This is a genomic window from Carnobacterium inhibens subsp. inhibens DSM 13024 (genome assembly GCF_000746825.1).
Classification (GTDB): Bacteria; Bacillota; Bacilli; order Lactobacillales; family Carnobacteriaceae; genus Carnobacterium_B; species Carnobacterium_B inhibens.
On sequence record NZ_JQIV01000006.1, the window covers coordinates 855808 to 879115 of the forward strand.

Consider the following 23308-nt stretch of genomic DNA (forward strand, 5'->3'; position numbering starts at 1 on the left):
TTTTCACCTCTTACCATTCGATATCTGCTACAGACATAGGTTTGTCATTCATTGTCACCTTGCGTACTTTTGCATTGTTTATTTCAATCATTCGATCAGCCATCGGTGCAATTGCTTTGTTATGTGTAATGACAATAACGGTTGTGCCCGTATTTTTACATGTATCTTGCAATAATTTTAATACTTGTTTCCCAGTCTCATAGTCTAAAGCTCCAGTGGGCTCATCACATAAAAGAAGTTTGGGCTGTTTGGCTAAAGCTCTAGCAATTGCTACCCGTTGTTGTTCTCCTCCAGATAGTTGTGCTGGAAAATTATCTAACCGATCACCTAATCCAACATCTTTTAAAACTTGTTGAGCATCTAAAGCTTTGCTGGAAATTTCAGCTGCTAATTCTACATTTTCTGTAGCCGTTAAATTGGGTACTAAATTATAGAATTGAAAAACAAAACCAACATCATCGCGGCGGTACTGCGTGAGTTGTTTTGTATTAAACTTAGCAATATCTGTTCCATCAACCAGTATCTGACCTTCATCTGCTGAATCCATTCCACCTAAAATATTTAGAACTGTGGATTTTCCTGCACCACTTGGTCCAACGATCACTGCAAATTCACCTTGTTCAATCTCAAAAGAGATGCCGTCATTTGCGGCAATCATGGTTTCACCCATTTTGTATCGTTTGAATTCATTTTTTATCTCTACAAAAGACATGTTTGCACCTTCATTCCCTTAAAATAGTTCTTTACAAGTGTAACATAAAGTAAGTAAAAAGCATTTATAGTGAATACTCAATTCATATGATTTTACAGCAATTAAGTAAAAATTACTAGAATAAAAGCTAGGAGGTTGCTCCTAGCTTTTAACTTACTTATTCAATTCACTGTTCTTATATCCATAAGAAAGATAAACAAGTATCCCTAAAACTAACCAGATAACGAATGCTATCCATACGGATAATGAAAGTTGTATCATAAGGTACAAACAAACGACAATCGAAACTATCGGGAAAATAGGTACAAAAGGTACCTTAAATTCGCCTTCTGTTGGTTCACCAAAATCTTTGCGCAATTTAATGATCCCTAAAGCAATAATTACAAATATCATTAGGGTTACGATATTCGTTAATTCTGCTAACTTATTGAGCGGCACTATTCCTGCTAAAACAGCTGAAACCACACCAACTATTTGAGTTGCAAATTTAGGACCTTTTGTCTTTGTATCAACTTGACTCAATTTCTTTGGCAGTAAACCGTCTCTTCCAATTGCATAAATTAAACGTCCTAATCCATATGTCATTGAAATCAATACGGTTAATAAAGTTACTATTGCTCCTACAGAGATGATACCGGCAATGAAATCTTGCCCAATAAAACGGATGGCAAAAGCAACAGGATCTTTCACATTCAGCTGTGCATATGGGACTATACCTGTCAGTACTAAAGTCACTGCGATATACAAAACTGTTGCAATACCAAGCGAACCGATGATCCCTCTTGGAACATCTCTACGTGGGTTCTTCGTTTCTTCTGCAGCTGTACTGACTGCGTCAAATCCTAAGAAAGCGAAAAATACAACAGCCGCTCCCGAAGCTACTCCTTTTAAGCCAAATGGTGCAAAAGGTGTCCAGTTTTCTGGTTTCACATAGAAAACACCAACCACCATAAATAAAGCAATCAAAGCAAATTTCACGATGACCATAATGTTATTTAAGCGTAAAGCTTTTTTCGCTCCTTGTATCACGATGTACGTCACCACGAATGTAATCAATATGGCAATTAAATCAATATACGTACCAGCCTCTGCATTATATGAAGAACGTAACGCAATGGGCAATCCAAGACCAATACCATCTAAAAAGCCATTCATATACCCCGACCAGCCTGAAGCTACTGAAGCATTTGCCAGTAGGTATTCACAAATCATCAGCCACCCGACTAGCCAGCCAAGTAATTCGCCAAAAACAGTATAGGCGTAAGAGTAAGCTCCGCCTGAAACGGGAATGCGAGAAGCAAATTCTGCATAACATAAAGCGGATAAAATACATGAAAAAGCCGCAATAACAAAAGATAAAATCAAAGCCGGCCCAGCAGTTACTGCAGCAGCTGTTCCTGTGATCACAAAAATCCCTGTCCCGACGATTGCACCTAGACCTAATAAAATTAGATCCATGGTTTTTAACTCTCTTTTTAAATTAGATGGTTTTTCACTTGTTTCTAAAGGCTTCTTTCTAAAATAATTCATTTACTACCATCCTATTCATTCATCGAATTTACTTATGATTTAACATAGCCTAATAAAACACCACCAACGATAACTAAAATACATCCTAGTAAGATATAACGGAATTCTCGTTTTGTTTTAGTTTCTCCTAAGAACCAGATGCTACCTAAAGTAGAAATAATGATTCCTGTTTGAGAAAGAGAGAAACTGATTGCTAATCCGATTTTTTCCATTGAAATCAGCATAAAGATATTTCCCAGTGCCCATAACAACCCAGTTAATAAATTACGGAGTGTGTATTTGCTCTTTATGTCTTGTTTTACTGAGAATAAAAGTGAACCGATCAGCATACCTACTGCTTGAGGTAAAATAACCGCTATGGCATCTACTCCAGCCGCATTTATCGTAATTGTATACAATCCATATCCTAGAGTAGAAAAAAGCAAAGCTCTTGCTCCAGATTTTTTTTGGCCATTGGAGTCGTCTGTTTTTTCTTTAGTATCCGATACGGTCGTAAAGGTTACACCAAAAATCAAAACAATAATAGCAATAATTCCTAAAATAATGTCTCTTGTACTTGTCCATTCTCTAAACAAAAGTACGCCGGCAAGTGTATTTACAATTAATTGTAATCCTGTTGAGATAGGGAGCGTATTTGATACCCCTATAAACTTCATGCTTTGGAACTGTTGCATTTGACCTAGCGACCACAAAGCTCCTGATAACAATCCAACTAAAACAATTTTCATATCAATTGTTGGCTGATAAACAAAATAAGCACCTATTGCAAAAAGAACTGCCCCAGCTGACATTCCTACTGTTTGTTGGTACGAGTTTCCACCTAATTTATTGCTCACTAATCCAATGCTGCCCCAAGCTATGGCAGGTATTAGTGCAATTAAAATTTCCATATTTTCCATCTTCCTCTTCAGTTTATTTCACCACATTCTACATCATAACAGCTACGACACTATCTTAACAAGAAAAGTTCTTACAACTTTAAAACAGTTTACAGGTTTATGGAAGAAACTGCTAGAATATGATAAAGTAAGGAAAGAAAATTTGAACGTTTACGATCAATAGAAATGAGGAAAATGAAAGAAATGGCAAAATATGATGTACTAGTAGTCGGCGGAGGAACCAGCGGCATGATGGCTGCGATCTCCGCTGCAGAACATGGCGCAACTGTAGCTGTAGTTGAAAAAAATAAAACACTTGGGCGCAAACTACTTGTAACTGGTGGTGGTCGATGCAATGTGACCAATAATCGTGACAAAGAAGAAATTATCGCACATATCCCTGGAAATGGACGCTTTTTATATAGTGCTTTCCACCAATACGATAATTACGATATTATGGACTTCTTCAGATCGAATGGTGTGGCGTTAAAAGAAGAAGATCATGGAAGAATGTTCCCTACAACTGATAAATCCAGAACTATTTTAGAAGCTTTAATCGCGATCATGGATCGTTTAGAAATCGCCATTTATACAGAAGCTCCTGTCGAAACCTTACTATTTGATGAAGGAAAAGTTACAGGAGTTGAATTAGAAGATGGACGTACTTTAACAGCAACTTGCGTCATTGTTTCAACGGGCGGTCGCGCTATGCCAAGAACGGGTTCAACTGGCGATGGCTACAAATGGGCTAAAAAAGCTGGGCATACCATCAAGCCTCTTTACCCTACCGAAGCTCCTGTTCTTTCTGATGAAGCCTTTATAAAAGACACAACTTTACAAGGTCTTTCATTGAGAGATGTTGCTCTAAGTGTTTTGAATAAAAAAAATAAAAAAGTGATTACCCACCAAATGGATATGATTTTTACTCACTTTGGCATCTCTGGTCCAGCTGTACTACGTTGTTCGATGTTTGTTCATCAAACGATGAAACGCGATAAAACAGATGAAGTCACTATGAGTTTAGATGCCCTTCCAAATGTATCAAAAGGTGAGTTGACCCAACAACTCCAAAAATTGATCAAAGATGATGGAGATAAAAGTACCAAAAATGCTTTAAAAGGTCTCGTTCCAGAACGGTATTTATTATTTGCACTGTCTAGAGCTGGTTTAGATGAAAATGCTCCATTAAAACAAGCTGCACCTGAAAAAGTAACTCAATTTATTGAATTCATCAAAGATTTTCGCTTTACTGCCAACGGTACTTTACCAATTGAAAAAGCTTTTGTTACTGGTGGTGGAATCAATACTAAAGAAGTGAATCCGAAAACAATGGAAAGTAAATTTACCAGCGGACTATTTTTTACAGGCGAAATATTGGACTACAATGGCTATACGGGCGGCTACAATATTACCGGTGCTTTTATAACTGGGCGTATTGCTGGAATGCATGCTGCTGAGATAGCTTTAACAAAGTAATGAGTTCTAACATGTGAAAGGATGTTTTTTGTGAAAAAGAAAATTGCGATTGATATGGATCAAGTTATTGTGGATATAGAAATTAGTTTTATCGAATTATTCAAAAAGGAATACAATCTCTCTTTTGATAGTGTTGAAGACTATTTAAAAGAGAATCCAAATTTTGATCTGGTTACGACCATTAAAGAACTTTATCCTTTAATTAATACGTATGCTTTTTTCAGAAATCCTCCAGTAATGAAAGACAGTCAGGCTGTCTTACGTGAATTAGCAGAAGATTATGATTTATATATTGCAACTGCTGCTATGGATGTGCCTAAAACGTTTACTGCAAAGTACGAATGGCTGCAAGAACATTTTGATTTTATAGATCCTCAGCATTTTATTTTTTGTGGCGATAAGAGCATCGTTCATACAGATTATTTGATTGATGATTCTATTCGTCAATTAGAACGTTTTTCTGGAACGGGCATTTTGTTTGTCAATTCATTAAACGAAACAGAGGATCGTTACATTCGTGCGAATAACTGGAAAGACATCCGCGATTACTTTTTATCGATTAAAGATTAACGGTACTTCAGTTTAGGATTCTTATCTAAAAACCAAGTATTTTCAATCGAAAAATACCTGGTTTTTTTGAATCATTTTACTTTCTCATTTTTAAATTAGAGAAATAGTCCTTGTCCTTTCTTACTGATGGATAGGTCTTAGTGTAAACTACTGCTATAGCCTGATTTTATTAGCCAAAAAGCATAGTATAATTTAACTAACTTAAATATGAAAGAAGGTTTTTTATCATGCAATTAACCATATCAGGTCTTTTTCTCCTCCCATTAGTTCTTTTAACGCTATTTTTCGTTATGAGGTCTGCTAAAGTGAAATCATTTACCGTGTATCAAAAAATCACAGTCCTTTCTTTTATTGCCTACATATTTTCCGTCATTTACTTAACTTTTTTTCCTTTTCAGATTCAAACAGGAATGTATGCAAATCAAACTCCCTGGTTGAGCCGAATCAATTTTGACCCCGTTCTTGATTTATCTGCTTTGCCCAACCTCTTGATGTTGGCTCCTTTATCCGTTTATTATTATTTATTTAAAAAAGAGTCAACTCTTTTTAAAGCCGTTGGTCTAGGATTCTGTATTAGTTTTGGTATTGAATTCTTCCAATTTTTAACTAATTACTTTTTAGGCGGCTGGCGTGGTGCTGATATCGCTGATATAGTAGTGAATACAATGGGAGCTGCTTTAGGATATCTACTGGTTAAAACACTATTTACTAATGAAACTTCTTCTTTATTTCAGAAGTTTAAACTCTATTCTTAAAAATATAACCCCCCTTACCGTCCCAAGAATATTGGAAGGTAAGGGGGGTTATTTTCTTAAGGGAATTCAACCATTAAAAAATCTTCTTAACGCTGGTATCTTAAAACCCGTATTCTTCATCTTTCTTTTTACGTATTTCCTCAAACGCGTCATTGATCGTAATTGTATCTTCAACCAACCGTTCAATTCGGAAAAGAATGTCTTCATTGATGATTTTATTTCTATAGAAATCTTTTTCTTCAATAAATACATACGTTGGAACGATCGTTGCTTTCATGTAAGCTAAAATAGGTTTTAGCTGTTGCTCCAGCATTAGAAAATGTTTGGGTGTTCCAGCAGTACCGATCATACTTACTACTTTGTCGCGAAACGCATTAACCGGCAATAGATCAAATAGATTTTTTAAAGAGGCTGGAATAGAAGCTTGGAAGGTCGGTGTCCCAATAATAAGCGCATCTGCAGCCATAATCTTTTCAGAAACGTATTTGGTATCCCCTTCATACTCCCAATAATTTCTTCCATCACTAAAAACCATTTCATACTCCGCTAAATCGATTAATTCAAACTCTACTTCTGAGTATTTTTCTTTTAAGATGGCTTTTACATAATTCATTGCTGTTTTTGTTTTCGTTCCAACATTCGAACCTGAAATTCCTACTATTTTCATTTATACTCACCTCTTACTTAGTTTTCTAACGTGCCTAGACGAAATTTGCAACCTTTAGTTGAGCTTCACTCCCCAGACACTTTGTAAAAAAAGATAAATCCCGCCGAAGATGGACCATCTTCTCTGTGATTTTCTGTTTTTACTGCATTTCTTTCAGGGTCGTTCAGCATCCTTTATTTAGTTGTATATTTTTTTATGGCTGGGAGGATTTGGGTGGCGATGAGTTCGATATTTTTTTGGATTTTATCATATGGGACTCCGCCGAAATCGATTTGGGCCATGAAGCGTTGTTGGCCGTATAGTTCGTATTGGTAAATCATCTTTTCAATGATTTGTTGCGGGCTGCCTACCATTAAAGCATCTCTGTAATCGGTAGATTGAGCAAATTGTTGTTTTGGATAGCCAGCACCATTGATCGCTTGCATACCATAATTTATGTGCGGATAATATTCTCGAAGGGCATCTTGAGAATTTTCAGCTGTATAAAAAAGACTTGTTGTACCAATTGGCAAGGTACTCGGATCAAATCCGCTTCTTTGAGCAGCTTCACGGTAAACATCAACCGAAACTTTAAAACTTGATGCTGGTCCTCCTAGGGTTGTCAACATCATTGGTACACCTGCGTATCCAGCTTTTATTGCACTAGCTGGCGGGCCACCTACAGCACGCCAAATTGGTAATTTTCCATTTTTTGGTTGCGGAAGAATCTGTGCATTTTTTAATGGTGCACGATATTGCCCTTCCCATGTTACGCTTTCTTCATTATTGATCTGCATTAATAACTCTAATTTTTCTTCAAATAATTCTTCGTAATCTCGAACATCATAACCTAATAAGCTATATGCACCTAAACGTGATCCTCTACCGGCAACGATCTCTGCTCTTCCATGAGAAATTAAGTCTAATGTAGCAAAATCTTCGTACACACGCACAGGATCAGAAACGCTTAAGACTGTTGCAGAACTAGCTATTTTGATTTTGCTGGTAGCTTGAGCTATTGCACCTAAAATAACTGTATGAGCTTGCGAGGTAAAATGTTCTTGATGGCTTTCACCAAGTGCAAAAACATCTAGCCCAGCTTGCTCGGATAATTTAGCGGCTTCAATAAAATTTTCTATGCGTTGCTCAGCAGATATCATTTTTCCAGTATGGGGATTTCCCATGTGATCTCCAAGAGAGTACAATCCAAATTCCATTCCTTTGGTTTCATCGATACGATATTCTTTCATTTCTCATTTCTCCTTTTTAGTTGACTAGTCAATTGATTAGTAAAAAATTATTTTGGCGGCAATTCTTTTGTTTCACTACTTTTATGCAATCGTGTCAACATGGCATAAAGACTTTTTAATTCTTCTTTAGTTAGAGTATCCTCAAATAAAGAAGTTTGAAACGCCAACTGCTCGGGCATTGCTTTTTCCAATACTTGTGTTCCTTTTGACGAAAGACTGATGGTTTTTTGTTTCCATTCCTGCGTTCTCGTAACGTATCCTTCTTTTTCCAACCGAGATAACATTCTGGAGATCCCTCCTTGAGTAACGGTAACTCTTTTGGCTAATTCCATTTGTGTTAAGGGTTGATAAGTCTGGATTTGTACAAGTACATCAAACTGAGCACTTGTCAGACCAAATCGGTTTAAAAATTCATTAGATAATTGATTGCTTTGATTAGCGAAACGAATGAGTCTTAACCAAGTTAATGAAGCGAGTGTGTTATTTCTCATAGTGTTTCCCCTTCCTACTTTATATACTCACTTTACACCTCAAGTGATCATAAGTCAACTTACTTTCTAAAAGTAAGCTAAAAAAGCTCTAACAAAAGATTAAACATCTTTGTTAGAGCTTTTTTCTATTTATTCAATTTTTATTTTGCTTCAATAAGTACAAATTCAGCTTTGACCAACTTCTGCAAATCAATTGGATCTACTTCGATTTGCATACCTCTTTTTCCTGCTGAAACAATGATTTTTTCCATCGTTTCAGCTTGGACAGAGATAAAGGTTGGAAAATCTTTTTTCATTCCAATTGGTGAACAGCCCCCACGAACGTAACCAGTTGTTTTTTCTAGTTTCGTTAATGGCAGCAATTCAACTTTTTTATTGCCGCTAACTTTAGCTAATGCTTTTAAATCAAGTTCGCTGGTACCCGGTATACAAGCTACTATTACACCTGTTTTGTCACCTGTGATAACCAAAGTTTTGTATATTCGTTCTTTAGCCACATCTAAGTGTTCAGAGACTGCTTCAGCCCCTAAATGATCATCACTCCATGGAAATTCATAAAGTTTATAAAAAATATTTTTTTTTTCTAACTGTCTGACCGCATTTGTTTTTTGCACTTTATTTTTTTTCATTTTTTCTCAGGCTTTCTTTTTTTAAATAAGTTGATTAAATTAATACCCTTTTCTTATCACATAGACTTTTAAATAGTCACTTTGTGGATAATGAGGATTGATTTTAAAATCTTCAGGAAGTGTATGTTTTTCTAAGATTTGATATGTCATACCTTTATTGTTAAATGCATTTTCGATGAATTGCTCAAACTTCTCAGTTGAAATATTCGCTGCATTCGTTGAAGCTATGATTACACCATCTTCATTTGTAATATCAATGATATCTTCAAGTAAAGCTGTGTAATCTTTAGCTACACTAAACGTTCTCTTTTTCGAACGAGCAAAACTTGGTGGATCTACGACGATCGTATCAAAAGTTAATTGTTTACGGATCGCATATCTGAAGTAATCAAAGACATCCATTACTCGGATAGTTTGTAATTCGGGGTCTAAACCATTTACTTCAAATTGTTCTTTTGTTTTTTCTAGACTTCTGTTAGCTAAATCTACACTAGTAGTGTGACTAGCCCCACCCATTGCTGCAGCAACTGAAAAAGCTCCAGTATAGCTAAATGTATTTAAGACTGTTTTATCCATAGAATACTGTTCAAGAATACTGTGACGGACATTGCGTTGATCTAAGAAAATCCCAGTCATCAATCCATCATTTAAATAAGTAGCAAATGTTAGGCCATTTTCTTTGATTAAAAGTGGTTCTGGTGCTTCTTCGCCGTAAATATGGTCCGTTTCCGGTTTTCTTTTCGTTTGGTATCTTATTTTCTCATATACTCCTTTAACATCTGGAACAGCTGAAAGAAATGCTTTTAAGATTGTTTGTTGGTGTTTATAAATACCAGCACTGTACCATGAGAATACATAGTAATCCGCATAAACATCAATCGTTAAACCACCAAGTCCATCTCCTTCACCATTGAAGAAACGGTAAGCAGTTGTTTGTTCATTTGCTTTTAGACTAGCTCGTTCTGCTAAGGCTTCTTTGAATAAGCGTTCAAAGAAAGTTTGATCGATTTTTTCGTTTTCATTTAACGTTAAGATCCATCCATCACCTTTATTTTGTTTCGCAAGATATGCCCGTGCAACAAATTTTTTATTATCATCTAGTAATTCAACGATCGTTCCTTCAGACTCAATCGGTTCTTTGACGAAATCTTCTTTTAAGAGTACAGGATAACCATCCCGCACCATTTGAGTTGCTCGTCTTTTTAATTTGTATTTTTCCACTATTTTATATACCCCTTTTTTGTTTTTATTTTATTTAGTATACCATAAGTATGGTTCAAATAAGCTGTGAGACCAATAAGAAAACCACTTGATTCACTTCTTTTCAAGCATTTTCCGGTTCCATTTTGTCCATTTATTCAGATTCGTTATGGCTGCGGATGTTTCGTTATTGACTTTCGCTTGTTTTGGTTAGTATGAATGAACCACTAAGCAAGCTGTCAACATTACTCCACTACATATAGCAGCCTTCTATTTGTTTAGTATAGGTTCAAATTATTTATCTTTTACCTTCTTCATTGTCATTATCTACTGATTGCTTTGGATAAATGAGTGTGGATCCTTCTATAACCGGTTTTGCACCATACATACCAATTTCATGTAAAGTAGTTTTTTTCTCTGTCATAATATGGTGAACATGTAGTCCTTTTAGTGCCAAAGTATTCGAAATAATCAAGCGGTGGCATCTCCAAGGAACACTTTCAGAGCACATGTAACAAACTCGTTTCTTACTTTGAAGGTCTAATAAATCACTGATTGCTTTTTCATATTCATCCGTTAGACTGTACGCTGCGTAGTTCTGGAAAGACGTATTTCTCCATCCATTCACTAATGATTCATCAATTTCATGATTTTTCTTTCTTCTACCGCCTAATGAAGGCATATGAAGATAACTAATCCCACTTTCTGGTAACCATTTTTCTATATTTTCTTTATTAAATTGAGGCATATGATTACTACCAGGGTAAGAACGTACATCAACTAGCGCTTCTATACCATATGATTTCAGCAAAGAACTAAACTCATCACTACTATGAGTAGAATGACCTATTGTGTAAATATTCATTTAAAATCCTACCTCCTTTAATTTAACAAACTATCGCATAAAGATTTACTACGTAGTTACGGGTTTTTTTATTTATACATTAATAAGCACAAGAGCTACTACAGTCAAAACGATTGCAACTTGATTCTTTTTAGTGATTTTTTCTTTAAAGATTAAAAATCCACCTATGTTGATCAGCACAATACTCCCCGCACTATAAATTGGAAATACTACAGAAGTTTTCAAAGTAGCTAATGACAGGATTAAAAAATAGGAAGAGAATAAGTTGGGTATCCCTACTGCAAAGCCAGTTAAAATATCCTTCTTCGTTATTATTCCTTTTTCTCTAAACGTATAGAAAATGCTCAATAAGAATGCCACGAAAAATAATGCAAAGAGGAATACATCTTTATACTCATTTAATGCGTATTTTTGATAGATCTTACTTGAAAACTCTGCCATACCTCCAAAGAAAAACAAAAATATAAGGGTAGGTTTAATATCAAATTTTTCGAGAGACTTCTGTGATAGATTAACAATTAATATAGAGACTAGGGATAGTCCAATTCCCACCCATTGAATAGAAGAAGGAAATTCTTTCCATATAACGATTGAAAAAATCATTGGAATCAATATCCCGAGTTTAGCAAACGTGCCTGAAATTCCTACACCATTTTCCTTTATGCTTTTTTGGTAGTATACAAATGAAAGGAAAAAGAAACAACCAAATATGCCTCCAATGATTAATCCCCAAAGGATACTGGAATACGGAGATAACATATGGTCATTATTACTGGATAGTAGTGAAAAATCTTTAGCAAAAGATAACTCACGAGTAATACCAGTTAATAACCTTCTAGAAAAAATCATAAACAGACTGATAACAACTGCGATAAAGTAGTTGGCACTTGTTATGACATATCTGTTTGCATTTGAATTTTCTGTATACTTAAAAATTAGAGCAATAGATGCACTACATATAATAGCTAACGTTAAATAAAACATTCTGACTCCTCTTCAAATTGTGGCATATTTTAATACATAACTGGGATTCCTTTTAATCTATATCTTTCATTATTTTGTTGGGTTTAAATCTCTATATGCCACTGGTTCATATGAATGAAGTGAGGTTCTTTAAAGATAGTGTCATGGGCAATTAAAGTCCACTTTTTCAATCAACCTTTAATTAGTCTTCCTTGTAGTTTGCTTAATCAAAATTATACAGTTATTTATTATAGTAGCATAACTATTTAAAAAAGATTATTGATATTAGATACATGTTTATATCTAGCCTATTTAGTTACTAGGTTAAATAGGTTTATGAAAGCAATATGACTTGATTTAATTGTTTCTGAATCGATTCACGTAGTTGATGAGTAATCATCAGTACAGTTAGTTCCTCATTTTCTATCAATTGTTTTTCGATTTCTAACGCACTCTTTTCATCTAAGCTAGAGGTTCCCTCGTCTAGTAGGATAATTTTTTTGCCACGAACCAAACCACGAGCGAGTGCTACGCGTTGTCGTTGTCCACCAGAAAGTAGACGACCAGCATCGCCAATATCTGTATCAATTCCTTGAGGTAGATTTCTTACCACTTCATCTAAATTGCTAGCCTTTAATGCCTGTTGGATTTGTTCATTGGAAAAATCTTCATCTAAAGTGATATTTTCTCGGACTGTTCCTTCAAATAGATACGGGATTTGATCCATGTATAAAATATGTTCACGCAATTCTCTTCCAGATAATACACTCAATTCTTTTCCTGCAAATTGGACTGAACCATCGTAATCCATTAATTTACCATTTAGAATATTTAATAGTGTTGTCTTTCCGCTACCACTTGCACCAACGATGGCATATTTTCCACCTAACTGAAATGAAAAGTCTAAATTATTCAGAACCAATTTGTCATCATATGCATAACTTAAATTATCTAAAACAATTCCTGAGTCAATTATTTTAATTTTTTCAGTGGATTTCTCAACAGAAGGTTCAATTGTTTCTAACTTTTTAAAAACAGGTTCAACTGAGCGGATGGCAGCAATTTGTTGACTGATATTTCCTACAGTATTAAAGATAGTGCCTGCTAACTCTCCCGTTGCCAAGATTGAACCTACGGACACTATCGATTGAGAGACTAAGTACCCGGTTAGCCCCATAATCGACAGTTGACCCACAATATTTCCAAAAGTACCTAACAAGGCTACTTTTGCAATTACTTTAGCTTGTTTATTTTTAACGTCAGCTAGTTTGAGGGATGCTTCTTCCATATCTTTTGTTATTTTTTCTAGTAAATTAAAGGAAAAAAACGTATCAAAACCATTGAGAGTGTCTGTGACTTTGCTTAAGAACCGTTCGCTTTCTTCAGTTACTAATAAAGAGACCAAGCTAAGCATTTTCTGGTACAACATTGGTAATAGAATGGTTACAATAGTAACAGCTAGGGTCAATAAAACAATGGACCAATGAAATATAAACATAGCAATAATTGAACTAACAGCACTAATTATTCCTCCTAAGACGGTATAAAATTGATCAAAAGCAACCGTTTCAATCGTATTTAAGTCATTGCTGAGCCAGGAAGCATATGTTCCAACTGGTTTTGTATGAAAATTTGAGTAGCTCGTCTGTTCCATTCGCTTTGTAACGTCCGTTCGAATAGCAGTAGCCATTTTTTGTTTTGTTTGGCTTTTTTTATTGATTAGAATATACGAAAAGAATAAATATATCATAAAAATTACCGCATTAGCTAAAAGTGTCTCAAAAAATAATGTAAAATTAAGATCAACTAATGCATTTAAAGATGATGCCATGATTACACTCACTAAAGTTAGACAAACATTCGTGATGACTAATATGCCAAAAATCAACAAGTTAGGCTTCCAAAAACGTAATATATATTTTTTCATTTGTTTTCCCCCTATTTATTCTTTCTCTTAAAACAAATTATTTGGCCATAATGATGCATAAATCTAGTTTTAAATGAAAGGATATTGTGTTGAATGTACAATTATTTTGTTTGTATCTAAAGTATAAACGAACTATACTTAATCAAAATAAAAAATTGCATATATGCAATAAGTTAGGAGAAAGTATGAATTATAGCAAAACATTTAAGAAAATACGGATAGCAAAAGGCATGAAGCTAAAAGAAGCTGCTGGAAATACATTATCAATTTCCCAATTATCACGTTTTGAAAATGAACAATCAATGATCTCAATTGATTCATTTATTGAATTGCTAACGAATGTGAACACCTCACCAGAAGAATATTTTTACTTATTGAGACAAGAAGAAGAAAATGAATTAAAGAACTATTTTAATAGAGTAAAGAATTTGGTCAATAATAAAAAATATGACAAACTTGAAGAGTTGGTCATTGATTTAAAAAATCAAAAACCTGCATCGAATAGTTGGATGAGTTTCATAGTTTTGTTTGTGGAGAGCATTATTGTTCTAGACAAAGAAAAAAAACCACTAAATCAACCGAGAGTTCTTTCTTACTTGATACAAGTGGAAGACTGGGGAGAAATGGAATTATATATTTACGAGATTTTTGGTTTTGTATTTGATGTAGAAACAACCTATCTTTTAATGAAAACAGCAATAAAAAAAAGCCGATTATACCAATCGATTCCACAAGATATGAACTTACTATTTAGTATTTTGTCAAATAATTTTTCTGCATTTCTTCTACATAAACGCTACGATTATGCAGAAGAAACTCTTGCTATTTACGAAAAAAAACTATTAGAGAATACCCTATTAATTGAACCTCATTTAGATTTTTTATTTAATAAGGGGATTTTTGCTTTTACGCAAAAAAGAGAAGAAGAGGCAAAAGTGTACTGTGAACAAGTATTTGAACTTTGCCGTTTATTCAAGCTAACTGAACAAGAAGAAAATTACAAAAAGCGCTATCTTATTTGGTCAAAAAGCTACCTAGATCCAGATTTTCAAGAACTAATAATTAAAATTGGATTCATAAGTTAAGCGATGGGCATAAATAATGAATAAAGGCGTCTACCTGTTAATGAAATATAGACGAAAAATCGAGACCGCTGTAAGTTTTCAATATCAATCTTATATTCAATTTTAAATCCAAGTATATCTATACATTCTCTTATAAGGATTACACAACTGTGATAAAATTTAAAAATAATATTACCCTATTGATAAACTAAATAAATACCAGATGAAGGAGAAATTATGACAAGTCAAAAAAGTCGCATTTTATTACTAGCTGAAAATTCTATTTTAGAAACAGAGCGTTTGATTTTAAGGCCTCTAACTTTGGAAGATACCGCAGATTTTTTTGAATATGCTAGCGATGAAGAAACGATGAGATATATTTTCAATCCACATACGTCTTTGCATCAAACAAAAGAGTTTATTGCGAATTATTACTTAACATCACCATTAGGTTTTTATGCGTTAGAACATAAAGAAGTTCATAAAATGATTGGCGTGATAGAGTTTAGAGTAGATGATAAAAAGCATGAAGGCGAAATTGGATACATGTTGAACAAAAAATATTGGAGACAAGGCTTAACAACAGAAGCCTGCTTACGAATATTATCTCTTGGTTTCAACACTCTCCTTTTAGAACATATTACTTCTGGCCATGATACTGGCCATATAGCTTCAGGAAGTGTATTGAAAAAAGTGGGCATGTCTTTCGAACATATCACTAAAGATGCGCATGAATTAAAAGGTAAAATGGTAGATACCTTTTTTTATGGAATAACTAGAGATAATTATTTAACTAGCCACCATGAAAATACCTATTCAAATTAAATAACAAACAGGTATTTCAGTTTATTTCTTACCTGAATGATTGAACATATACTTATAAGTTTCAAATCCTATAAAGAAATTGGATTTTTCCCAACACATGAAATTAGATGAAATAGTCTGTCCATAACCCTTTTAAATAAAGGAAAAAACAATCGATCTCATAAGAGCTCGATTGTTTTTTTGTACCTGATTTTTTTAGTTCAAAGTATCGAATGATAGATACCATTAATCGCATAAAGATATTTGAAATTATGATAAAGTTACTTATTTGAATTGAAGAACTTGATTATTTTAAACAAAATACTCATAAGAAAATACGGAATCAGTAATAAAATCAAATAATTGATAACCATTACTTGCGGGCTAGTAGTGTTAGAAGGTATCAACTGTGTATCTCTTAGACCCGTTAATAGTCCTCCTGTATTGAATTGAATTTCAATAAAAAGCATCACGGTGATCATCTCTAAATAAATAAATTTCATAATGTTTTCTAAAAATGGTAATACGTTAGGAATGACATAAGAAAAGAATAGTTTATATTTAGGATACCCCAGCGATTTTGCGAAGACAAAATAATTGGATTGATAAACATCTTTGATATACGGAGTCATATATTTAATCAGAAAAACAATAGGAAAAATACTTAATATGATTAAGGGGACAACTATCGCGGGCTCTCTTGGGGTACCCACTGTTTTAAATAAATAGATGGAAGTCTCTTTATAGATAACTACGCTAAGCCAGTGGATAAAAAACACGATACCAAGCACAGGTAAATTCTCAATATCTTCTAAGTACCTAGTAAATTTTGTTATCGTTTTATTCTTAAATTTTGGAAAATAGTAACTATATAACATAAGCGAAACTAACGTTATTACTAAACTAGCACTGATCAATTTAAACGTGTATTCACCGTTGGTCTGGTGATAAATAATGACTAATTCAGATAAATAGCGATATGTAAAAATCTGTGCAAAGGTTTCTTTAATCGTATCCACTAATAAACCTGTATCTCTCATAGTTAAGGGTAACGAATAACTCAAACAAACGAGTAAAATAATACCAATTGGCAGTGTAATAAGTGAAATAGATTGCTTTATCATTTTTCTAAATGGATTGATTTTGCAGCCCTCCAGTTAAAGATCGCTTGATTCCATTGAGCAAGAAAATAAGTCCGCCATAAAAAGCTAACGGTGTGAGTACTGTCCAAGGTGTGCTAGCTAGTCGATTAATATTTTGCCCAATCAACCCGCTCCATTCGTTAGATATTGTTGCTGTATATGTAGTACTTGCATCTAACTGCGTTACTAGTGAGCCTCCTAGATACAATTGAAAATAAGCTAAGTAGATAAAAAGAGATAAATTTTGTATGAGGATTTTGAAAAATAAATTTAATGTAAGCTCCGTTAATTGGGGTTTAAAAGAATACTTAACGGTTCTAAATTTAGAACTACCTAATGTTTGGCTGGCCAGGAAAAAATCTTGTTTGAAAAGAAAAGCTAATTCAGCATGATAAAGTTTAACCAAATTAGGGAGTCCTATAAGAAACAAAATGAACAATTGAATCATCACAAACATCCAATTAGCCTCCGGTTGAACGTTATCTGTATTAAATAATAATGCATCAGAATAAGGTCCTATTAATAGCAGCAATAAAAAAGGTTTAGGAATCAATGTAAAAAGCTTATCAAAATATGAAAAGACAGGCAGTAAAAACGTTGTTCCTACTTTATAAAGAATCAGAATGTTTAAAAATAAGCTACTTAAGATTTGAGCGATACTTAATAATAACCCAATAAAAAAAGTATACTTAAATCCTTGAATAATTTTAGCAAAGATAGTAAACCCAATGATATCCGTACCAAATGGCGGAACTTCAAGAGGGGTAAAAGGCGGATACTTTATTTCTCCATTTATTAGTGTTTTTTCTACTCGAAGGGTTAAAATATTTGATAATAAAGGCTCATATAAACAACTAAGCAGTAAAAAAAATAACAAGATTGAACACAATATCCATAACGTTCTCTTACTTTTTAATGCACTTATAAAAATAATGATCTCCTCCTTTATTTTAATAAGTATATCTTACTTATGAATATTAACCAATGTCATAACAAAAAAAGACTTGCAAGTGTAGTTACTTGAATACATGAAATTACATAGATTCATGTATTCGTAAAAATAAATCAAAAAAGTAATCATTAAATTATATGGTTACTTTTTGATGAATGTAAACCAATAGTTGCGTCATGTAAACTGTTGGCAGCTATTTATAAAGTATTTTTTGTTATATAATTAATTCAAATATAAAAAAATTCATGTTTAGAGGGATCAACCATTTCTAGATATGACAAGGAGAATCCACATGCTGTTTCCATTAAATATTGTCGTTGCAGTCGTAATCTCTGCAATACACGTTTTAATCTCTTTTGGCCTTAAATTACCTAGTAAATACAAAAAAAAGTTTCGTATTTACTCTGTTGTAGTCAATTTAATCTTTATTGTATTCCTATTAGGCTTTTCTCTATTTTTCAAAACATCTTTGCCTAATCAAGGAATAAACATTTACTTTAATGGTTTATCTACATTGTATTTTTTGTTATTTATCCCTTTGGGAGCAGTTTTGATACTGCTGTTTAGGAAATTAATAATGAACGCAGATATCTATTTAGTTTTTTTGAAATATGTGATAATTATTGGAGCTATCGTTATATTTACAGGACTAATTACTATAGGATATATCCTTTTCATCTTAACTTTTTACGGTTTCGCTCCTTAATTTACATAAAAAAAGTAAACTTAAAGAAAATGGTCAAGAAGTATTAGAAAAAATAACTAAAGATGTTTACCAAATTGCAACACATGAAATTACATAAAGTCATGTATTGTAAAACAAGAGCTCTAACACTTTTCATTATAGTGTTAGAGCTCTTGTTTAGTTAATTTATACGATTTTCAGCGATTTTATAGACGGTTTCTTTATCTCTTTTTCCAATAACAACAACTTGAATCACTTCAAATTTACCTTGTATTTCTCTAAAAATAACACGAAGTCCCATTTTTTTATTTTTCAGTTTATTACATTGAGCTAAAGAGCCATGCAACGAATAGGCCTTCTGATGTACCGCAACTAAATGCACAACGAATAAGCTGTGATTAAGCGAGAAAGTTAATTAATCGCACTTTCTATTATTCATTAATCACCAAACGACGTGTATAAACGGCTTGTCCTGAATGCATAACGGCATCATCAATAATAGAAATAAGTCGAGCTTGATGAGTTACTGGTGGAGACCAATTTTCATCAACGATTTTATCTAAAGTATCTTCATTTAAATTATCTAGATAATCCTTTGCTAATTTGATACTGACATCTAAATAATCACTTAAGAGATTTTTGTCAGAAACGGTGACTTGTTCAGCTTCCTCTGATGTATGTTTGTATTCGGGCGTATCATCTGGGAGTGGCAAATCAAAACGTTTATTCCACCCATTACTTGTATACATTGCTTCTTCGCCTTTTAGATCAGAAATCTGCATATCAATTTCACGAGCAGTATGCCAAAAGAGCCAAGTTACTGATTTAAGTAAAGGATGTGGCATTTTATTGGCCTCTTCTACCGTCATTTTGTCCAAAGTTTCTTCAAAACGTTCTTGAACACGATCTAATAGTTCTACTTGTATAGTTGTCATCTCTATCACTCCTTGAAGTGATTTTACCACCAACCAAAAAATTTGTTAATTAAAACGCTAGAAAGCAAAAAGTGAATTTTTCTCTATTATCAAATAATTTAAAGGGTAAAAGCCGTTCTCAATTGAAGTGTTCCTCTCTTCTTTATATAAAGTTAATTTAATTGGAATTTTAGTGCAACAATTGCATTTTCAATAATATCTTGTTGAGTAGCCAGAATTAGAAATTTCGTTTCTAGACATTCTTTCATTTCTTCACCAAGTACTAAAAATGAATTATTAATGGGCACATAGATGTTTGCTGATGATATGATATTCATCACCTATTTGTTATAAGTGATAACGAATAGGTGATGAACAGTGTTACCTAGACTTCTTTCAATACATGAAATTGCTTAAAGTCGTGTATATAAAACCTTATTAGCTCAAGGGAATATATACACGTTTTTTTAAGTAAGGAAACCTGAATATTTTAATCGACACTTATAATAGACAGCGAAAAATCAATCAGATCAATACCTAGTAAGTGTTGATTTTAGTAGACTCTTATCAGATAGTTGATTAGTTTTAATTATTTTTTTTGCTCTAAAAGGATCGGAATTATATTTAATAAAATCGATACAATCGTTAAACCCCATAGGACTGTTGTCATAGTAGGTACTACATCTAATAAAGCAGCCCAATCTTTTACCTTTACCCAACCGGATATCATGCTGTACCCTGCAACAAGCGTCAGTGCTGTGAATGACAATCCCATTGCCATTGCTAATTTATAATCTTTGCCTACTTTATATAAATAAAGATTTAAAACAGTTGCTACTATAGCAATAATTCCTAATATTAGAAACATAATAATTCCTCCAATTTTTTTGATTTGCATTCAGTATCATAAGTATCTTATTCTAGATATTATGACGTATCAATACATTAAACTAGATAGAATCAAGTAAGCTGAACTCAGATTTAACAATGTTCTGTTTACTTTTGATATTTGTCCTTATTCTTGGATATAACAATAATTATAAACAAGAAACATACTAAAGTTAAAGCCATATAAAGTGCACTCCTTATGTTATATTTTGTTTAAAGATAACATATTTAAATTTTTATTTTTTAAACAAGAATTTATGATACATGAAATTAGATAAAAACGTGTATCAAGAAGCTTAATAGATTAAGGCTCGTTTTAGGTAATCATATTCTAATCTTGCTGTTTGTTACGTAGATAATAAATATAAATATAGGGTATAAGAATACAAATAAAACAGATTCCGCTTACGATTAATCCGTTTATTGGATCAGATTTACCTGTGAATGGTACAAAAATTCCAACTGCAATAGAAATAAGTGCAATAATAACAATGGAAATAATGAGGCTTCTTTTAGGAGTTTTCTTACGAGCTTCATGAGCTACACTAATGTCCATAGAGAATAATGCTAATGCAGTAGTCGAAATGATAAAAACAAGCCATAGTGGGCTTTCGTGCATTGCTTCTGATCCTCTAGTAATCCAGTCATAACCCAATATACCTAAGATACCTAAAGTTTGAATAGCATATGCGTTTCTGATATTTTTTAGATTCTTTAATATTAAACGTTCATCTGTAATTTTTTTCATTTTATATCAGTCCTTTTCTTTCCAGAATAATTCATCTAGTGTTTTATTGACTGCGTGGCAGATATTAAGACATAGTTTTAAAGAGGGATTATATTTGCCTTTTTCAATTAAACTAATCGTTTGACGAGTGACGTCTACTTTTTCAGCTAATTGTTGCTGTGTTAAATCAACCTGAATACGCGCAACTTTTATTCTATTATCCACGAATACTATTGACCTCCTTTATTATCCCTTATAGGAAGAGTGTAACATATAAAAAACATTATTCAATATATATGTTACACACTTTGCAATCCTAGTTGTTTATTTAAAAATATAAATTAACACATGAAATGATATAGAATGGTGTACCAAGAAACTTGTTTTAGTAAGATTCTGTTTGCTTGGTACGAATACAAGAAGACATTATAGTGATCTTCAGATAATAACTAAAATTGAGACGATAAATTAATGATAGTGAAGGTAAATAGTGCAACACTTCGAAATTAGATCCCTTCTTTAATTTCGGAATGTTGCACTATAATTTCTATCATTAATCTTTTGAAATAGCATTTTTATAATGGTAATGAGCTTTGATAGCAAAGACAATATATAAAATAATCAAGATAGGAAAAAGTATCCAAAAAAATCCTCTAAGAAATACAAAAGGAGTTTCAAATAAAAAGGCTCTCCAAAAAATAGATCCAGTCTTCTCCCATAATCCAGGTGTGTAGTACAAAGATTTTGGATGGATTAATGCTTTGAAATCAACCATCCTAGTCATATATAAAACAACAGTGAGAGGAATATAACTTAGTGCTAAGGACACCCATACGCGAGCCATTCTATGATACCTTTCAGCTTTAGAAAAGTTATCAGAAAAGATATCTGTGCTAGCATTCCTTTCTATTTTTTTGAAATATTGTTTTCCTGATGATTTACTACCTGTAATATGCTCCCATCCGCTATCTTGAAAAAGGGTCTTATAATCTTGAAAATCGTTTTTTGATTTAAACGTGCGATAATCAATTTTTATAGTAGAAAAATGTGCTGTTTTACGAAATTTATAATCCCATGTTTTGTCATATAATTCCCAACCTTCGTCGGATTTTTCATTTAACCATTTTTCTTCTTTATCAAGATTAAAAAAGAACTTAAATTTTTTCATACTCATACACCTTCCTGATTCAAATTTTTTTCAGTAATAGCTACGATATGTTTCATTCTTTCATAATCAAGAAGTAGGATGTTTTTCCCTTCTTGTGTGATGACATAAACTTTACGCCTCTTATCTTCACTCTCAACCGGCTTAATGAACTTCAATTTTAATAAGTTTTCGATAGCTCCGTACAATGTCCCAGCAGCCATCCTCACCTCACCATTACTCAAGTCTTCAACTTTTTGTATAATGAGATAACCATGTGCTGGTTCAAATAAAGATAATAGAATATAATAAACAGTTTCTGTCAGCGGTAAATGTTTGTTTCTTTTCATTTAGTTCATTCCCTTCTTAAAATAAAATACGAAAAAATAAACAGTTCAACTATATACTTGCATTGTATACAGTCGAACTGTTTATGTCAATTATTTAATTAAAGATAAAAATAACTAGTTGCAAATTATTTGAAACGATACATGGAATTCCATAGAATCATGTATTCCGAACCTTATTTAAGAAGGTTCATTTGGTTATTCCATTTTTTAAAGAGTATATTTAAACTATCAATAATAGGGATAGGAGAATGTAGATATGAAAATAATGGAAATATACGTTCATTTGGTTGCAATTATAATGCTGATTTTCCTAGGATTTGTGTATGCTGCATATGCCAAACGTGACGGTAGCTTATTATGGATCCCAGGTATTTTATTATTTTTTGGTATTTGTTTTAATTGGTACCTTTATTCGAGATTATTTAATAAATTAAGTAAGGATAAAAAATGAAAAATGCATAAAAGATACATGAAATTACATAGAATCGTGTATCAAGAACCTTGTATTAACAAGGTTCTTTTTTTGAAAGTTCTTTATTTTTTTTAAAAATATGGGGTATCCATAACCTATTCAGGTTATGGATTTTTTTCGCTAATTAGAATTAAATTTTAATGGGCCTAATTTTTTTACCTATTTAGTTAGATTGAGTACTTAAGAAAATAATTGCATTTTCAATAATATCTTGTTGATTAGGTATTTTTCATTCTAGTTGTTCAGAAATAAAGAGTAGCAAAAACAACTCCAT

At 32.9% G+C, this 23308-nt stretch carries 26 protein-coding genes; 6 read left to right on the forward strand and 20 right to left on the reverse strand.

From position 1 onward, the window contains the following. Nucleotides 1-10: 10 nt before the first annotated feature. From BR65_RS05200 to BR65_RS05210, 3 genes are all read right to left on the reverse strand, one after another. A complete protein-coding gene (locus tag BR65_RS05200) occupies nt 11-712 on the reverse strand; it encodes an ABC transporter ATP-binding protein (RefSeq protein ID WP_023178564.1) in 702 nt (233 codons plus the stop codon). 153 nt (nt 713-865) lie between these two features. Continuing rightward, the gene (locus BR65_RS05205) at nt 866-2242 is read right to left on the reverse strand and encodes an amino acid permease (protein ID WP_034537129.1); all 1377 of its coding nucleotides are present in this window, start codon (nt 2240-2242) and stop codon (nt 866-868) included. A gap of 32 nt (nt 2243-2274) precedes the next feature. After that, complete coding sequence (locus BR65_RS05210; protein WP_034537131.1) at nt 2275-3132, reverse strand: GRP family sugar transporter; 858 nt, start codon at nt 3130-3132, stop codon at nt 2275-2277. Nucleotides 3133-3300: 168 nt separating this feature from the next. Here BR65_RS05210 and BR65_RS05215 point away from each other — a divergent pair, with 168 nt between their 5' ends. The 3 genes from BR65_RS05215 to BR65_RS05225 all read left to right on the forward strand — a co-directional run bounded on the left by BR65_RS05215 (nt 3301) and on the right by BR65_RS05225 (nt 5921). Continuing rightward, complete coding sequence (locus BR65_RS05215) at nt 3301-4596, forward strand: BaiN/RdsA family NAD(P)/FAD-dependent oxidoreductase (protein WP_301425942.1); 1296 nt, start codon at nt 3301-3303, stop codon at nt 4594-4596. A 21-nt stretch (nt 4597-4617) separates the two neighbouring features. Further along, entirely contained in the window at nt 4618-5166 is a 549-nt protein-coding gene (locus BR65_RS05220; protein WP_051932663.1) for a 5' nucleotidase, NT5C type, read from the forward strand. Between the two features lie 305 nt (nt 5167-5471). Then, on the forward strand, nt 5472-5921 hold the full coding sequence (locus BR65_RS05225; protein ID WP_244877148.1) for a VanZ family protein: 450 nt from the start codon (nt 5472-5474) through the stop codon (nt 5919-5921). Nucleotides 5922-6021: 100 nt separating this feature from the next. On the opposite strand, the gene BR65_RS05230 is transcribed toward BR65_RS05225, so the two are convergent. The 8 genes from BR65_RS05230 to BR65_RS05265 all read right to left on the reverse strand — a co-directional run bounded on the left by BR65_RS05230 (nt 6022) and on the right by BR65_RS05265 (nt 13892). Then, entirely contained in the window at nt 6022-6588 is a 567-nt protein-coding gene (locus tag BR65_RS05230; protein WP_034537134.1) for an NADPH-dependent FMN reductase, read from the reverse strand. A gap of 173 nt (nt 6589-6761) precedes the next feature. Further along, nucleotides 6762-7817 carry an LLM class flavin-dependent oxidoreductase gene (locus BR65_RS05235; RefSeq protein ID WP_023178577.1) on the reverse strand — a complete coding sequence of 352 codons (1056 nt, stop codon included), beginning with the start codon at nt 7815-7817 and terminating at the stop codon, nt 6762-6764. Between the two features lie 47 nt (nt 7818-7864). After that, nucleotides 7865-8308, reverse strand: a complete 444-nt coding sequence (locus tag BR65_RS05240) for a MarR family winged helix-turn-helix transcriptional regulator (protein ID WP_034537136.1) — start codon at nt 8306-8308, stop codon at nt 7865-7867. 140 nt (nt 8309-8448) lie between these two features. After that, a complete protein-coding gene (gene ybaK / locus BR65_RS05245; RefSeq protein ID WP_034537138.1) occupies nt 8449-8937 on the reverse strand; it encodes a Cys-tRNA(Pro) deacylase in 489 nt (162 codons plus the stop codon). A 39-nt stretch (nt 8938-8976) separates the two neighbouring features. After that, nucleotides 8977-10158, reverse strand: a complete 1182-nt coding sequence (locus BR65_RS05250; protein WP_034537139.1) for a class I SAM-dependent rRNA methyltransferase — start codon at nt 10156-10158, stop codon at nt 8977-8979. A gap of 277 nt (nt 10159-10435) precedes the next feature. Next, on the reverse strand, nt 10436-11002 hold the full coding sequence (locus tag BR65_RS05255; RefSeq protein ID WP_081901356.1) for a DUF488 domain-containing protein: 567 nt from the start codon (nt 11000-11002) through the stop codon (nt 10436-10438). A gap of 72 nt (nt 11003-11074) precedes the next feature. Then, nucleotides 11075-11986 carry a DMT family transporter gene (locus BR65_RS05260; RefSeq protein ID WP_034537141.1) on the reverse strand — a complete coding sequence of 304 codons (912 nt, stop codon included), beginning with the start codon at nt 11984-11986 and terminating at the stop codon, nt 11075-11077. Between the two features lie 313 nt (nt 11987-12299). After that, nucleotides 12300-13892, reverse strand: a complete 1593-nt coding sequence (locus BR65_RS05265) for an ABC transporter ATP-binding protein (protein WP_034537143.1) — start codon at nt 13890-13892, stop codon at nt 12300-12302. Between the two features lie 185 nt (nt 13893-14077). Between BR65_RS05265 and BR65_RS05270 the strand changes: the two genes are divergently transcribed. Both BR65_RS05270 and BR65_RS05275 read left to right on the forward strand, forming a co-directional pair. After that, a complete protein-coding gene (locus BR65_RS05270) occupies nt 14078-14977 on the forward strand; it encodes an Rgg/GadR/MutR family transcriptional regulator (RefSeq protein ID WP_034537145.1) in 900 nt (299 codons plus the stop codon). Between the two features lie 216 nt (nt 14978-15193). After that, complete coding sequence (locus tag BR65_RS05275; protein WP_034537147.1) at nt 15194-15781, forward strand: GNAT family N-acetyltransferase; 588 nt, start codon at nt 15194-15196, stop codon at nt 15779-15781. A gap of 260 nt (nt 15782-16041) precedes the next feature. Here BR65_RS05275 and BR65_RS05280 read toward each other — a convergent pair whose 3' ends face one another. The 9 genes from BR65_RS05280 to BR65_RS05325 all read right to left on the reverse strand — a co-directional run bounded on the left by BR65_RS05280 (nt 16042) and on the right by BR65_RS05325 (nt 22562). Next, a complete protein-coding gene (locus BR65_RS05280; protein WP_238336955.1) occupies nt 16042-16884 on the reverse strand; it encodes an ABC transporter permease subunit in 843 nt (280 codons plus the stop codon). A gap of 4 nt (nt 16885-16888) precedes the next feature. After that, nucleotides 16889-17779, reverse strand: a complete 891-nt coding sequence (locus tag BR65_RS05285; RefSeq protein WP_238336954.1) for an ABC transporter permease family protein — start codon at nt 17777-17779, stop codon at nt 16889-16891. 941 nt (nt 17780-18720) lie between these two features. Next, entirely contained in the window at nt 18721-18885 is a 165-nt protein-coding gene (locus BR65_RS05295; protein WP_023178590.1) for a hypothetical protein, read from the reverse strand. 85 nt (nt 18886-18970) lie between these two features. Next, nucleotides 18971-19474 (reverse strand): DinB family protein, encoded by a 504-nt coding sequence (locus BR65_RS05300; protein WP_081701921.1) that lies wholly within the window; start codon nt 19472-19474, stop codon nt 18971-18973. Nucleotides 19475-20042: 568 nt separating this feature from the next. Further along, nucleotides 20043-20321: a hypothetical protein gene (locus BR65_RS05305; RefSeq protein ID WP_023178593.1), complete on the reverse strand. Its 279-nt coding sequence runs from the start codon at nt 20319-20321 to the stop codon at nt 20043-20045. 351 nt (nt 20322-20672) lie between these two features. Next, nucleotides 20673-21089, reverse strand: a complete 417-nt coding sequence (locus BR65_RS05310) for a hypothetical protein (RefSeq protein ID WP_034537152.1) — start codon at nt 21087-21089, stop codon at nt 20673-20675. A 6-nt stretch (nt 21090-21095) separates the two neighbouring features. After that, nucleotides 21096-21293 (reverse strand): helix-turn-helix transcriptional regulator, encoded by a 198-nt coding sequence (locus BR65_RS05315; RefSeq protein WP_034537153.1) that lies wholly within the window; start codon nt 21291-21293, stop codon nt 21096-21098. A 328-nt stretch (nt 21294-21621) separates the two neighbouring features. Further along, nucleotides 21622-22236 carry a DUF2812 domain-containing protein gene (locus BR65_RS05320; RefSeq protein ID WP_034537154.1) on the reverse strand — a complete coding sequence of 205 codons (615 nt, stop codon included), beginning with the start codon at nt 22234-22236 and terminating at the stop codon, nt 21622-21624. A 2-nt stretch (nt 22237-22238) separates the two neighbouring features. Next, the gene (locus BR65_RS05325; protein WP_034537155.1) at nt 22239-22562 is read right to left on the reverse strand and encodes a PadR family transcriptional regulator; all 324 of its coding nucleotides are present in this window, start codon (nt 22560-22562) and stop codon (nt 22239-22241) included. 256 nt (nt 22563-22818) lie between these two features. Here BR65_RS05325 and BR65_RS05330 point away from each other — a divergent pair, with 256 nt between their 5' ends. Next, the gene (locus BR65_RS05330) at nt 22819-23013 is read left to right on the forward strand and encodes a hypothetical protein (protein WP_034537158.1); all 195 of its coding nucleotides are present in this window, start codon (nt 22819-22821) and stop codon (nt 23011-23013) included. Nucleotides 23014-23308 lie beyond the last annotated feature (295 nt).